Raw genomic sequence first — 13,695 nt, 5'->3', positions numbered from 1 at the left:
CTGTGCCCGCTGCACCGCAAGGGGAACCACCGATCACATGTCCGACCGTCGGCGACGCTCGCCCGGAACGAGATCGCTGACCGGTCATTGATCAGATTTCTTCGCTCCCTTTCTGTATGAGCACGTCGGAGACCAGGTGCGCTGACTTCGCGGCCCAGGCCGCGCGGCGGGCAACGGAGCCCGAGCCGGACTGGTCCCTCAGTTGCCAGCTGCATTCGGCGGTGGCACGGAGTCTGCGGAAGTTCCAGGTGGGAGAGAGCGGCGACGGTGCCCACCTAGTCGTCAAGGCAGACGCCGCGGGTGACCCCGACTACGCAACCGCCCTGCGACTGTTCGTCGCCGAGGAACAACCAGGCGCGGATGCTGGCGGAGCTGCTGCGATCCGGCGGCGTCCCGACGATCGGCCGGCACTGCAGCTGCGTCGGCTGATGGGCTTGAGGCTCGAGCTCATGGTCCTGGCCGTCGCGGAGGTGGTCGCGCTGCGTTACTACCGTGCGCTCGCCGACGGCGGAAGAGACACGCTGCTGGTCGACGTGTGATGACGCGAGAGCAGATGGTTCGACGTTGTCGTCATCGCGACGGTTGTAGTCGGAACTGTGGTTGCCGGCCTGTTGAACGACCCTGGGACCGGTGAGCCCACTGCCAACGGCGCGTACGCCTACGTTTCCGAGCCCGCGCCGTACCCGACCGAAATACCGGGGTGCGATGTGGTCGAACCGCCCTCGGAACCCGTACGCGTCAACTTCGCGGAAGAGGTGGATCCGGCACCTGCCCATCGTCGGCGACGATGGCGAACGAGACGGAGGATGTGATGCCAGTTACTTTCGAGCGATTTCCTTCAGCAACGTCCGCCGTGTCGCTACGATCATGTGCACGCCCTACCGCCTCTTTCGAGAGGGCACGGGTAGAACATCCGGGGTTGCTCCCGGTCCCACCGATGTCGAGCCAAGGCATCACCGCACCGACACGCACTGTGGCCGTGGTGCCGAACCGATCACAGCCCCGGCCGGTCTGCCGCTGCCCGATCCTCCCGCGGCATCAGAAGTGGCACCGGTGTGTCGAGGAGTTCTGTCTCACAACCCTTTCGGACGGCCATGCGCTACACACCCAGTCTGACCCGGTTGCCCAAAGGTCCTGCCCAAACCCAGGCCCGCGCGCCCGCCCTACCCGACGGATCGGCTCACTGATGCTACCGGCTACCCGGCTGGCCGTGGCCCCGTCCCGTGCAAAAGACAGTCTTCATGCGCGGCCGAAGAGCTGCCGCACCCCACCGTCCTCATCGACCGCATACAGCGCCATCCCCCACAGATCCAGAATCCGCTGAGGTGCCCGCACCGCCGCCTCCACCGATCGCGGCTCGTCACGAACGACCAACGCAAACGACACCGACTGATCCGGTTCGCTCGGCATCCGCCGCACCAGCTGCCCGATAGCGGTATCGACGTCCAAACCCGGCGCGGTCGTCGCACCCTTGACCTCGACGTAGAGCCGGCGCCCGTCCTTCTCTGCAACAATGTCGACGAAATCCGCATCGGTACGCACCGTCCACCCCTGAGACGACAACCACCCCGCGAAGTCCCGGGCCACGCGAGCCTCATCACCTCTCATACCGCCACGGTAAGCCAGAAACGTCAGTTCAAACCGTCTCATCCAAGCGACACGGACCCCACGGTGCGCGATAGGGCAGCCGCCGGACACGTTACGACTTGACATGCCCCGAAAGGTGCCGTGCGGTGAGACCGGCATTCATGACGATCCCGCCCGGAGCCCAATCCGTGTCGATCACGTAATCCTCTGTCTGCGGATGACATTCAGCGATACCGTGCCTGAAGCCAACGAGAAGTTGACTGTGCAGGCGACGAGCCGTGGACCGAGCCGCCGCGCACCTTGCAGTTCGTCGCCCGGGCCGGCGGACAGCACCGTGCCGGGCACGGCCCCGGAACCGGCTCTCAATGCGTATACACGCACGTTCGAAGGACGAATCAGACCGTGTAAGAACAAAACTGATTGGCCAGAGCTTTGTCCACCGAAACCTGACACTCCCACCGAACCACCAACCCGTTGTTGAAACGTGCATGCGTGGGCCTGGGGGCGAAGTGGCAGCATGCGGGCGAAGATCGCGCACCGCATCACCGTGGTGAGGCTCTGAAGAGACGAAGAAAGCCCCTCCGGATCGGAGAGGCCCTCGTGCGAGGTGGGCGCGCAAGGCTGGAAACCGCTTGGTGGGGCTGCCTACAGGGGTACTTACGCCCCGGAGACCTCCTACACGAACCACTTCCCTCGGCTACTGCCTCAGGCACTGACATAATGCCGGTCAATGTTGCGTCGACGCAACCGCGGCACGGTTGACCTGGGCGTACGCCGCCTAGATGGGTTGTGGTCTCTAGCCTGGGCCGGGCGCTGGATGTGCCTCGCCGGAGACAATCCCCGCCCGGATCCCGATCGCGCTGGCTTCCCCACGGTTGGCGACGTCGAGTTTCTTGAGCACGCTGGCGACGTGGAACTTGATGGTGCTCTGGCTGATTCCGAGTTCTTCGGCGATGGCGCGGTTGCGTTTTCCCATTGCGAGGTGGGCGAGGACTTCGAGTTCGCGGGGGTTCAGTGTGGACAGCAGGTGCTCGTCCGGGCGCACGGCCGGGGGATCCAGGGGGATGGTCAGGGTGACCCGGCTCCCCCATCCGGCAATGGATTCGATGTCGATCCCACCACGCAAGGTGTGCAGCCGTCCGGCCAGCTGGCGTGTGAGGGCTGTTCGGTCGATTTCGCCGGGTCCCTGGTCGCGGACCTCGATGAGGACATTGTCGCCGTCGCAGTCCCACGCGATCCGCATTCGGGTCAGCACCGGTTGGGCGGTGAAGGCCAGGACGATGGCGCGGACCATCGCCCGCGCCGCGTGCGCCACCTCACCGGGGAGGGGGCGGCCGTCGGCGGGTGGGTCGACGTAGTCGACGTCGACGTCGCGGTGACGTAGCAGGGGGCGTAGTTCGCCTTGCAGTCTGGCGAACGCGGTGGTGACCGCCTCCTCGGAGTGGGCGCGGTCGGCGGCACCCGCGGACCGCAGCGCGATCAGTGCGGCCGATGCGGTCTCACTCGCGGTGATGCGGGATCTCCGGTCGTCGAGGTCGTTCGAGCGAAGGGTTCCGAGGATCGACGACAGGGTCGCCTCGTGGACCTCGGTCAGTTCGGCGATGGTGCGGGCGCGTTCACTCGACGCTGCCCGTGACTCGGCGAGATAGTCGGGGCTGGCCTGTGCCACCTGGTGCTGGATGGAGGTCGCGACGATCCCGAACACGGCTGCGACCTCATCGGGGTCGGGTGCGCCTGCCTGAGAGGGCCGCGGGACCAGGACGAGCAGGGTGTCGCCGGAGTCGCGGGCCGCCCAGACTCGGCGGCGTCCACCTCCCAGCGAACGGATTCCGGCAAAGAGACCACCGGGTTCGATGGATTGTTTGATCTCGTCGAGTTCGTCGATGGTCACCCGGTCGACGATCTCGCGGTTTCCGGCGACTTTGCGGGGACGTCCGGTGCATTCACGGGTGAAGATCACCAGGGCGTCGTGCGGCCACCATCGGCCAAGGAACCGGGAGAAGCGGGCCGCGATGTCCGGGAGCGGTCCCGTGATCACCTTCCGCATCTCCACCCAGGCATCGCCCTGCAACCGAACCGAGTCCTCCACGCTTACCACCCGTCCACAGTATGGCCGGTAGCCGCGAGAAGGCACTGGCCAACCGGCCAGCCCGAACCGGCCGGCCGGCCGGGTGCCCGATCGCCTCGGGGTCGGCAGCCTTGTTCTCACACCCAGAACGGCTATACCGAGGAGGACCATGACCGTCACCGTCGAGCAGACACGCACACGGTTCAGTGACGGGCGCCGCATTGTGCTCGACGAGAACGTGCGCCTGCTCAATTCCGTTGCCGCAGAACAGTGGGACCGCGCCGGTTCGCTCATCACGTCCGCGCGCGCAGTGTTCGTGATCGGCAACGGGCGCAGCGGCCTGGCCGTCCAGATGGCCGCGATGCGGCTGATGCACCTTGGCCTGCGCGTCCACGTGGCCGGGGAGGTCACCGCCCCCGCCGTCGGCGGCGGCGATGTGCTGATCGCTGTCTCCGGGTCGGGCACCACCGCCTCGGTGGTCGGCGCCGCCGATACCGCGAAGACGGTGGGTGCCTCGGTGCTGGCCGTCACCACCGCTCCGGACTCGCCGCTCGCCCGGCGCGCCGACGAGGTCCTGCTCCTGCCCGCGGCCGACAAGCAGGACCACAGCGCCGCCATCACCGCCCAGTACGCGGGCAGCCTGTTCGAGCAGTCCGTGCTCCTCGCCTTCGACGCCCTGTTCCAGGCGCTGTGGCACAACGTCGATCAGACCGCCGAGCGGCTGTGGGAACGCCACGCCAACATCGGCTGAGCGACCCCTACCCCAAATCCCCAACAGAAGATAACCAGGAGAAACACATGACGAAGCTGCAGGTTGCAGTCGATCTGCTCACCACCGCCGACGCGCTGGCCCTGACCAACAAGGTCGCCCCGTACGTCGACATCATCGAACTCGGAACCCCGCTGATCAAGAGCGCCGGCCTCAGCGCCATCAGCGCGATCAAGGCGGCGCACCCGGACAAGGAGGTCTTCGCCGACCTCAAGACCGCCGACGCCGGCTTCCTCGAGGCCGACCTGGCCTTCTCCGCCGGCGCAGACCTGGTCACCGTCCTCGGCGCCGCCGGTGATGCCACCATCAAGGGTGCCGTCGAGGCAGGGCAGAAGCACGGCAAGAAGGTCGTCGCCGATCTGATCGGCGTCGAGAACCGTGTCGAGCGAGCCCGCGAGATCGCCAAGCTCGGTGTCGCGTTCGTCGAGATCCACGCCGGCCTCGACGAGCAGGCCCAGCCCGGGTACTCGATCCAGACCCTCCTCGACGACGGCAAGATCGCCGGTGTCCCGTTCTCCGTCGCCGGTGGCGTGAAGGTCGACACCATCGCCGCCGTCCGTGACGCCGGTGCCGCCGTCGCCGTCGCCGGTGGTGCCATCTACAGCGCCGAGGACCCCGCCGCGGCGGCGAAGGCCCTCAAGGACGCCCTTACCAAGTAGTCCTGCGTGCACGAAAGGCCCCGAACATGTTCGTGTTCGGGGCCTTTCGCCGTATGGTGTGGTGCTGTCACTGAGTGAGCGTGGAGCGGTGTTCGAGGACCGTTCCGCAGCCATCGCGTCAACGGAGTTCGCTCTCAACACGCAGAGCAGGTCCCCAGCTGGGTCCGGTGGGGCCGAGGAGCATCCGCAACGAGCACCGGCGGCATCGAGATCGTCGAAGTCCGGTTGAGCTGCCGTCCGCGTGGGTGGGACTTGAACCCCTCCGTCGGTCCCACCTCGCGCATCTACCTGCCCGGAGGGGTCAGAGCTGGCGCCACGACCGGCCGGTCCGGCTGAGGATCCGTTCCGCGGACTCCGGGCCGGACGCACCAGACGGATAGTCCTCTGGGCGACCCGTGGCGGCCCAGTGTTCGAGGAGCGGATCGATGATCCGCCAGGACCATTCGACCTCCTCACGGCGGGGAAAGAGGGTGGCGTCCCCGCGGAGCACGTCACTGATCAGCCGCTCGTAGGCCTCCGGTGCCGGGTCGAACACCGACCGGAAGTCCATCCCGAGGCTGACCGGCTGAATGTGCATGCCGCCGCCCGGACGTTTGGCGCCGATGTGCAACTCGATGCCGTCGTCCGGCTGGACCCGGAACACGAGCACGTTCGAGACCGCCGCGGCCCGGGCCGCGGGTGAGCCGTGGGCGGGGGGTGTGAAGGTCACCGCGATCTCGGTGGTGCGCCGTGCCAGGCGTTTGCCGGTGCGGATGAAGAACGGCACGCCGGCCCACCGGCGGGTCGCGATGCCCACTGTCAGGGCCGCGAAGGTCTCGGTCGTCGAGTCGGCGGGGAAGCCTGCCTCGTCAGCCAATCCTGGTACGGGAACGCCGTTCTCCACTCCGGCACCGTATTGGCCGCGGGCCGTTGTCTCCGCGAGCGGTCCGAGGAGTTCGGTGGCGGAGAGGATCTTGATCTTCTCTGCGGCGATGCTGTCGGCGTCGAACGCGACGGGTTCTTCCATCGCGATCAGCGCCAACAGTTGCAGCAGGTGGTTCTGGATGACGTCGCGGGCGGCGCCGACGCCGTCGTAGTACCCGGCGCGCCCGGTCACGCCGACGTTCTCGGCCATGGTGATCTGCACGTGGTCGATGTGCCGGTTGTTCCACAGTGGCTCGAACATTCCGTTCGCGAAGCGCAGCGCGAGGATGTTCTGCACGGTTTCCTTGCCCAGGTAGTGGTCGATGCGGTAGATCGAGGATGGTGGAAACACTCGTTCCAGTGCGACACCGAGGGTCTGCGAGCTGGCGAGGTCGTGCCCGAAAGGTTTTTCCACCACCACCCGGCGCCATCCGTGGGCATCCCGGTTCAGGCCGGTGATCGCGAGCTGATCGCAGACCGTGGCGAACGTCGACGGCGGGATGGACAGGTAGAAGACGTAGTTGCCGGGCTTGCCGCGGCGGGCATCGAGCTCGGCCAGCCGGGCGGCGAGCCGGGCGAACGCGGCGGTGTCGTCGAACGACCCCTGCACGAGGTGGATCCGCTCGGCCAGCTCGTTCCACACCGCAGGGTCGAAGGGTGTGCGCGCGTGCGCGATCACCGCCTCGCGCAGCCGGGTTTCGGCGTCGGTGCTGTCGCGGGCGAATCCGATCAGATCGAAGTCCGGTGGTAGCTGGCCACCGTGCGCGAGGTCGTAGATGGCCGGAATCAGTTTCTTGCGCGAGAGATCCCCGGTGATCCCGAAGATCACCATCGACGCCGGTTCGGTGACCTGACCGATATCGCCGATCAACGCCTCACCCAACCGGCCGTCCGAGCCCGCTGCCAGCGGGTCCCACTCCTGCACTTCAGACACGGTCACTTCTGTTGCACTCCGTCTTTCGCTCCACCACACGCGCATTCGGACAATGCGTCGACTACCAGTGTCGAAGGCGCGGCGAGGTAATGCACTTGGCCGAGCGGCCAGTGTCAGCTGCCCGTCCGGTCAGGTGAGGCGGCCCCGAAACCCCCGTAGACATAGACCTCGGCAAGGCACTCGAAAATTGAAAGTGGAACGGTGACGATGAAACTGGGACTGGTCGGTCTGGGCAAAATGGGGCTGAACATGCGTGAGCGGTTGCGTGAACGCGGACTCGAGGCGATCGGATACGACCCGAACGCCGCCGACAGCGATGTGGACAGCCTCGAAGCGTTGGTCGAATCGCTTCCGGCGCCGCGTGCGGTGTGGGTGATGGTGCCCGCCGGTGCGCCGACCCGCCAGGTGATCGGGCAGCTTTCGCGGCTGCTCGCGCCCGGTGACCTCGTCGTCGACGGCGGCAACTCCCGGTTCACCGACGACAAGCTCAACGCGGACATCCTCGCCGAACACGGCATCCGCTACCTCGACTGCGGCGTCTCCGGCGGAGTGTGGGGGCGACGGAACGGATACGCACTGATGGCCGGCGGTGACGCCGCCGACATCGACCGGCTGATGCCGGTCTTCGACGCGCTGCGACCGGACGGGGACCGGGAGGACTCCTTCGTCCACGCCGGCCCGGTCGGCGCCGGCCACTACGCGAAGATGGTGCACAACGGCATCGAATACGGGCTGATGCAGGCCTACGCCGAGGGGTACGAACTGCTGGCGGCGGAAGAATCCATCGTCGACGTACCTGCCGTCCTGCGCGCGTGGTCCAAGGGCACCGTGGTCCGCTCCTGGCTGCTCGACCTCCTGGTGCAAGCCCTGTCCGACGATCCCGACCTGGCCGCGATCTCCGGGTACACCGAGGATTCCGGCGAAGGCCGCTGGACCGTCGAAGAAGCCATCGCCCACGCGGTCCCCGCACCGGTGATCTCCGCCGCACTGTTCGCCCGCTTCGCGTCCCGCCAGGACGACTCCCCCGCGATGAAGGCGGTGGCGGCATTGCGCAACCAGTTCGGTGGGCACGCCGTCCGGTCCGCAGAACCCGCCGGGATCGCCTGAACCGTGACGATCTCGACCCAATCTGACGTCACCCGCTCCCCCGAATGGCAGAAGCTACAGGCCCATCACGCCGACGTGGCCGACCTGCACCTGCGGGAGTTGTTCGACACCGACCCCGATCGCGGTCGCGACCTCACCGTTACCGCCGGTGACCTGTTCATCGACTACAGCCTGCACCGGATCGACCGGAGAACCCTCGGGTTGCTGACCGACCTCGCCCGCGCAGTGGGCCTGGAAGAACACCGCGACCGTATGCTGCGCGGAGAACGCGTCAACACCACCGAGGACCGGGCGGTCCTGCACACCGCGCTGCGTCTGCCCCGGCCCTCGGAACTACGGGCGGATGGCCGCGACGTGGTCGCCGACGTGCACGAAGTGCTCGACCGAATGGGCGAGTTCACCGACCGCATCCGCAGCGGACAGTGGCGCGGGGTCACCGGTGAGCGCATCACCACGGTGGTCAACATCGGCATCGGCGGCTCCGATCTGGGGCCGCGCATGGTGTGCGGCGCGCTGCGCCACTACTCCGAGGCCGGCATTACGGTCCGGTTCGTCTCGAATGTCGACCCCACCGACCTGGTTGCGGTGCTCGGCGATCTCGACCCGGCGACCACGTTGTTCGTCGTGGCGTCGAAAACGTTCACCACCATCGAAACCCTCACCAACGCCACCGCCGCCCGGCGGTGGCTGACCACCGCGCTCGGTGAGGATGCGGTCGCCCGGCACTTCGTCGCCGTGTCCACCAATGCCGCGAAAGTAGCCGAGTTCGGGATCGACCCCGGCAACATGTTCGAGTTCTGGGACTGGGTCGGCGGACGCTACTCCGTCGGGTCCGCGATCGGGCTGGCGGTGATGGCCGCGATCGGCAGGGACGCATTCGGTCAGTTCCTTGCCGGGATGCACACCGTGGACCGGCATTTCGCCGAGGCGCCCTTGGAGGCGAACGCCCCGGTGCTGCTCGGGCTCCTCGGATTTTGGTACTCGAACTTCTTCGGCGCCGAAACCCGTGCGGTGCTGCCGTATTCGAACGACCTCGACCGGTTTCCGGCCTATCTGCAGCAACTGACCATGGAATCCAACGGTAAAGCGGTGCAGCTGAACGGGGCTCCGGTTGCTACCGCGACCGGTTCCATCTGGTGGGGCGAGCCTGGCACCAAGGGGCAACATGCGTTCTACCAGTTGCTTCACCAAGGCACCCGGCTCATACCGGTCGATTTTCTCGGCTTCGCCGATCCCACCGAGGACCTGCCCACGATCGACGGCCGGGGCAGCATGCACGACATCCTCGTCAGCAACCTTCTCGCGCAGCGGCGGGTCCTCGCGTTCGGCCGCACCACCGACGAGATCACCGCTGATGGTGTCCCCGACTCTTTGATTCCGCACAAGGTGATGCCCGGGAACCGTCCGTCCACGACGATCCTGGCGCGCAAGCTCACCCCCTCGATCCTCGGGCAACTGATCGCACTGTACGAACATCAGACCTTCGTCGAAGGCGCACTGTGCGGCATCAACTCGTTCGACCAGTGGGGTGTCGAACTCGGCAAGACTCAGGCGGTGGAACTGCAGACCATCGTGAGTGCGAAGGAAAAGTCGCCGGACTTCGCCGATCTGGACAGCTCGACGGAGTCGCTTGCCCGGTGGTTCAGCACGGCGCGTGGCGACCGACGGTGAATGCGGTTGCGGTCCGGGGGTGGTTGTTGTGGTCCGGTGGATACACTGACCCCTCTCGGGTAGCCATACGCGACGTAACCCGGCCTCGACGTGGCGCTGCGCGACAGTTTCGGCGAAACACCGGTTGTTCGGTCTACTTCTTTCGGTTTTCCCGAACAGCTTCAGCCTATGTGTCGGTGGAATGCGGACATCCCGGCATCTCTCCTGCGCTTCTCCGTCTCTGTCATAGCCTCCCGGGCACGTGACGAGGACGGTCCGCCCATTGCTTCGGCCACCACCTCGGCGCTCCGCCGCGCCCTCTCCGGGGGCGCATGACCCGAGAGGCACACGATGAGTCGCACAACCGCCGCGGTTGTCGGCTTCCGTCGGACCCGCGAGCAGCGGCCGACATCAGGTATCGCAGGCTGGTCGCTGCGATGGAAGATGGCGATCGTGTTGACCGTTCCTCTCCTGGTTGCGGCGGGACTCGGTGCTCTCCGCGTACAGGAAGGACTCGAGGCGGCCGCGGACTTCACGACGGTCGCCGACCGGGTCCAGATGCTTCCCCTGCTCGTCGAATTGGACGGGGACGCGGCCGTTGTGATGGGAACACTCGCGCAACGCGCGATCACAGTGTCGATGATCGACAACCTCGACGCATCCATCGGGGAAGTGGAACGAGCGAATACGTCGGCCCGGCTCGACGACACCACGGCTTCGCACCTTGCGACCGCCCTCGCCGGTGCGCGAGCGTTGAGTGCACAGGCCAAGCAGGGACCCACGTCGACGGCGGCACTCACCGAACAACTCGCGTCCATCCGCTCCGGTCTGTCGAGCGCGGTGACCGCGATTACCGTGCCGATCGCCGACCCCGAATTGGTCGTCGAGACCGGGCGTCTCGAGGATCTGTGGGCAGCCCAGAAGCAGATCTCCGCCGAGGGCCTGTCGGTCGTCGCATCGACAGCAATTCTCACCGGCGAATCCGATGCCACTCTCGAATCCGAGAGCGTCAATCTTCTGGCCGACCTCCGCACCGAGTCCGCACTGCTCGACCAGGTCGCGCAACGCTATCCTCCCGGTGACCCGACCATCGAGACTCTCCGAAAAGGCGTGAGCGACCGAATCGCATTGTTACAGAACGCTACTCGCCGTGAGAGCGCCGAGCAGGCACTGACCGGTCTCAAGTATTCGCTGTTCGCCAGCGTCGATGACTACTCCAGCGCAGTCGCCTCGGCGTCCGCAGGTTTGCGGGAGGTGGTCGGGGCCAAGTCGGACGCGTTGCGGGCCAGCGCGTGGCGAGACATGGCGGTGGTCACGACGTTATTGCTCGCCGCGATTCTGCTCGCCGTTATGGTGGCACGATCCCTGCTCGAGCCACTACGCAGACTTCGCCGCGGTGCCCTGCAGGTGGCGCACACAGACCTGCCGGAGGCGGTCGGACGAGTCAAGGCCGGTGCCGCCGCGTCCACGTTGGCAGTCGATCCCATCGACGTGCACACCCAGGAAGAGATCGGCCAGCTTGCTCGCGCCATCGATGACATTCACAGCCAGGCCCTGTTGCTCGCCGGCGAGCAGGCGCAACTGCGGCTGCAGATGAACAACGTCTTCGAAACGCTTGCACGGCGCAGCAGGTCACTGATCGATCTGCAACTCGAGATGATCGAGCAACTCGAGTTCGAAGAGCGCGACCCCAAGCGCCTCGACAACCTGTTCCGGCTCGACCACCTCGCCACCCGGATGCGCCGCAACGGCGACAACCTGCTGATCCTGGCGGGCAGCGACAACCGGCGTAGCCGCCCGGCACCCATCCCGCTGGGCGATGCCGTGCGGGCGTCGATTTCCGAGGTGGAGGACTACCAGCGCGTTCAGGTCGGCCCGGTACCACCGGTGACGTTGACCGGCACGGCGGGAAGGGATCTCGTGCATATCCTGGCCGAATTGTTCGACAATTCGCTGCACTTCTCGCCGCCGGACACTGCGGTGATGACGACCTGCGCGCGCACCATCGACGGCGGTGTCGTGATCGAGATCGTGGACCGCGGAATCGGCATGTCCGCGACCGACCTGCACGAGGTCAACGACCGCGTCGCCGCGGCGGCCGAGGTCACCCCGGACACTGCACGTCGCATGGGACTCTTCGTCGTCAGCGAACTCAGCAAGAGGCACAACATCACCATCACCTTTCGCCGCACACTCGACCGGTCACGCAACGCGGGAATCACCGTGTCGGTCCACATCTCCGGTGATGTGCTCACCTCGGCACCGACCGCCGAGGTCCAGGACAGCTACGGCGGACGTCCCCCGGGTTCCGGTCAGCAGCCCGCACACACGTCACCGGAGACCCGCGCCCTCCCTGCGACGGTCGAACCAGTCCCCGTCCAGCGACAGCGAGCACGCCAAGAACCGGTACCTCTCGGAGTCGAGGGTGTCGGCGCACCAGCGGGTCCCGTAACAGGTACTCTTCCCCAACGCCGACCCGGGGCGACCGGGATCACTACCGCCGCCCGACCCCCATCCGTGGCAACCCCGGAGAACAGTAAGACTTCCGAAGGGCCCGCGCCGCGACATCGTCTGGACTCCACTCGGACGGCATCCTTCTTCCAGCCTCGGGTGGTTGCCGAGGAGACCCGCGACGACGGGACCGCGCAGACCCCGATCTTCGCCAGTATCGCTCCCCCATGGTTGACCGCCCCCACCAAGACCGACAGCGATGTTCCGCAACAGTGGATCACGCGAGCGGATACCGGGTGGTCTGCTGCCCGCCGGGCCGCGCAGCAGACCCCTGAGCGGGTCACCCGCCACGGGCTGCCACAACGTGTCCCTGGCCAACGCCTGGTCCCCGGCGGTATCGACGAGCCGGACGCCACGTCCAGGCGAGTCCGCACACCCGAAACCATCCGCGCCACGCTCACGCAACACCAAAGCGGTGTCCGCGCAGGCAGGACGGGCAACTCGCCCCGTCCCGGTCCGCGGGACCGATGACAACAGGAGGAACCTTCGTGACAAGTCCTGGCACGCTGGGCTGGTTGGTATCGAACTTCGCCCGCGACGTCCCCCGCGTGACGCACGCCGTGCTGGTCTCGGCCGACGGTCTGCTGATGGCCGCAAGCGAGCACCTGCCACTCGACCGAGCCGAACAGCTCGCGGCGGTCACGTCAGGGTTGGCCAGTCTCTCGGCCGGCGTGTCGACCCTTTTCGAGGGCGGTGGTGTCTTGCAGTCGGTCGTCGAGATGCAGCACGGGTATCTGTTGTTGATGAGTGTCGGGGACGGCTCGCAGCTGGCGGCCCTGACCACAGCGGAGTGCGACATCGGACAGGTCGGTTACGAGATGGCGGTCCTGGTCGAACGCGTCGGGTCCGAGGTCGAGGCCAGGCCCCGTTCGGCAGCGCGGTCATGATCCCAGCGGCACTACCGCCGGCCGGTACTCGTGGGCCGAATCCCTTACCTGCGCGTGTCACCTCGGCCAAGATCGTCATCACCGGCGGATTCGGTGTCGGGAAGACCACGCTGGTCGGATCGGTGTCCGAGATCGTTCCCTTGCGGACCGAGGCGATGGTCACCGACACGAGTACCGGGATCGACAGCGTCACGGCAACCCCGCAGAAGGTCACCACCACCGTCGCGATGGATTTCGGGCGCCTCACGCTGGCAGAGGATTTGATCCTCTATCTGTTCGGAACGCCGGGCCAGCACCGGTTTTGGTTCATGTGGGACGATCTGGTGCGCGGAGCGATCGGAGCGATCGTTCTGATCGACACCCGTCGACTCGACGACAGTTTCGCCACTGTCGACTATTTCGAATCGCGTGGACTTCCCTTTCTGGTGGCGGTCAACGAGTTCGACGAGGCCCCGCGATACCCCCTGGACGACATCCGGGCCGCGTTGGCGGTCACGGCCGACGTGCCGATCATCTACGTTGACGCACGAAGCCGCGCTTCGGTCCGGAACGCCCTTCTCTCGATTTCGGCATATGCCCTGCAGGCGTTGACCAATCCCGTGTCCTTCTGACCACTCGTT

General features: G+C 66.5%; 11 protein-coding genes. 8 read left to right on the top strand and 3 right to left on the bottom strand.

What is annotated here, in order from left to right; genetic code table 11:
- Positions 1 to 248 precede the first annotated feature (248 nt).
- Positions 249 to 539, top strand: coding sequence for a hypothetical protein (locus CJ177_RS47645; protein WP_218835160.1), 291 nt, complete (start codon positions 249 to 251; stop codon positions 537 to 539).
- 700 nt (positions 540 to 1,239) lie between these two features.
- Here the strand turns inward: CJ177_RS47645 and CJ177_RS35330 are convergent.
- Positions 1,240 to 1,587 carry a hypothetical protein gene (locus tag CJ177_RS35330; RefSeq protein WP_095870006.1) on the bottom strand — a complete coding sequence of 116 codons (348 nt, stop codon included), beginning with the start codon at positions 1,585 to 1,587 and terminating at the stop codon, positions 1,240 to 1,242.
- Between the two features lie 796 nt (positions 1,588 to 2,383).
- Positions 2,384 to 3,676 (bottom strand): LuxR C-terminal-related transcriptional regulator, encoded by a 1,293-nt coding sequence (locus CJ177_RS35325; RefSeq protein ID WP_095869902.1) that lies wholly within the window; start codon positions 3,674 to 3,676, stop codon positions 2,384 to 2,386.
- 148 nt (positions 3,677 to 3,824) lie between these two features.
- Between CJ177_RS35325 and hxlB the strand changes: the two genes are divergently transcribed.
- Complete coding sequence (hxlB, locus tag CJ177_RS35320; RefSeq protein ID WP_095869901.1) at positions 3,825 to 4,406, top strand: 6-phospho-3-hexuloisomerase; 582 nt, start codon at positions 3,825 to 3,827, stop codon at positions 4,404 to 4,406.
- Between the two features lie 47 nt (positions 4,407 to 4,453).
- Positions 4,454 to 5,083, top strand: coding sequence for a 3-hexulose-6-phosphate synthase (hxlA, locus tag CJ177_RS35315; protein WP_095869900.1), 630 nt, complete (start codon positions 4,454 to 4,456; stop codon positions 5,081 to 5,083).
- A gap of 301 nt (positions 5,084 to 5,384) precedes the next feature.
- On the opposite strand, the gene zwf is transcribed toward hxlA, so the two are convergent.
- Positions 5,385 to 6,965 carry a glucose-6-phosphate dehydrogenase gene (gene zwf / locus CJ177_RS35310; RefSeq protein ID WP_095869899.1) on the bottom strand — a complete coding sequence of 527 codons (1,581 nt, stop codon included), beginning with the start codon at positions 6,963 to 6,965 and terminating at the stop codon, positions 5,385 to 5,387.
- Positions 6,966 to 7,127: 162 nt separating this feature from the next.
- On the opposite strand from zwf, the gene gnd reads away from it, so the two are divergent.
- The 5 genes from gnd (at position 7,128) to CJ177_RS35285 (ending at position 13,686) form a co-directional block, all read left to right on the top strand.
- Complete coding sequence (gene gnd / locus CJ177_RS35305) at positions 7,128 to 8,027, top strand: phosphogluconate dehydrogenase (NAD(+)-dependent, decarboxylating) (protein ID WP_095869898.1); 900 nt, start codon at positions 7,128 to 7,130, stop codon at positions 8,025 to 8,027.
- A gap of 3 nt (positions 8,028 to 8,030) precedes the next feature.
- Positions 8,031 to 9,698, top strand: a complete 1,668-nt coding sequence (pgi, locus tag CJ177_RS35300; protein ID WP_095869897.1) for a glucose-6-phosphate isomerase — start codon at positions 8,031 to 8,033, stop codon at positions 9,696 to 9,698.
- A 330-nt stretch (positions 9,699 to 10,028) separates the two neighbouring features.
- Positions 10,029 to 12,659 carry an ATP-binding protein gene (locus CJ177_RS35295; RefSeq protein WP_095869896.1) on the top strand — a complete coding sequence of 877 codons (2,631 nt, stop codon included), beginning with the start codon at positions 10,029 to 10,031 and terminating at the stop codon, positions 12,657 to 12,659.
- Positions 12,656 to 13,075 carry a roadblock/LC7 domain-containing protein gene (locus CJ177_RS35290; RefSeq protein WP_095869895.1) on the top strand — a complete coding sequence of 140 codons (420 nt, stop codon included), beginning with the start codon at positions 12,656 to 12,658 and terminating at the stop codon, positions 13,073 to 13,075. Before CJ177_RS35295 ends, CJ177_RS35290 begins: the two co-directional genes overlap by 4 nt.
- The gene (locus CJ177_RS35285; RefSeq protein ID WP_095869894.1) at positions 13,072 to 13,686 is read left to right on the top strand and encodes an ATP/GTP-binding protein; all 615 of its coding nucleotides are present in this window, start codon (positions 13,072 to 13,074) and stop codon (positions 13,684 to 13,686) included. Before CJ177_RS35290 ends, CJ177_RS35285 begins: the two co-directional genes overlap by 4 nt.
- The last annotated feature ends 9 nt before the right edge of the window (positions 13,687 to 13,695 follow it).

It is taken from the genome of Rhodococcus sp. ACPA1 (assembly GCF_002300195.1).
Taxonomy (GTDB): Bacteria; Actinomycetota; Actinomycetes; order Mycobacteriales; family Mycobacteriaceae; genus Rhodococcus_F; species Rhodococcus_F opacus.
The sequence above is the reverse complement of the archived record's forward strand: the minus strand, read 5'-3'. Positions and strand labels throughout refer to the sequence as shown.

Excerpts from the sequence above, each read along its gene's own strand:
- CJ177_RS35285 (WP_095869894.1), top strand. The coding sequence starts at position 13,072 with ATGATCCCAGCGGCACTACCGCCGGCCGGTACTCGTGGGCCGAATCCC.
- hxlB (WP_095869901.1), top strand. The coding sequence starts at position 3,825 with ATGACCGTCACCGTCGAGCAGACACGCACACGGTTCAGTGACGGGCGC.
- gnd (WP_095869898.1), top strand. The coding sequence starts at position 7,128 with ATGAAACTGGGACTGGTCGGTCTGGGCAAAATGGGGCTGAACATGCGT.
- CJ177_RS35290 (WP_095869895.1), top strand. The coding sequence starts at position 12,656 with ATGACAACAGGAGGAACCTTCGTGACAAGTCCTGGCACGCTGGGCTGG.
- CJ177_RS35295 (WP_095869896.1), top strand. The coding sequence starts at position 10,029 with ATGAGTCGCACAACCGCCGCGGTTGTCGGCTTCCGTCGGACCCGCGAG.
- zwf (WP_095869899.1), bottom strand. The coding sequence starts at position 6,965 with ATGCGCGTGTGGTGGAGCGAAAGACGGAGTGCAACAGAAGTGACCGTG.
- hxlA (WP_095869900.1), top strand. The coding sequence starts at position 4,454 with ATGACGAAGCTGCAGGTTGCAGTCGATCTGCTCACCACCGCCGACGCG.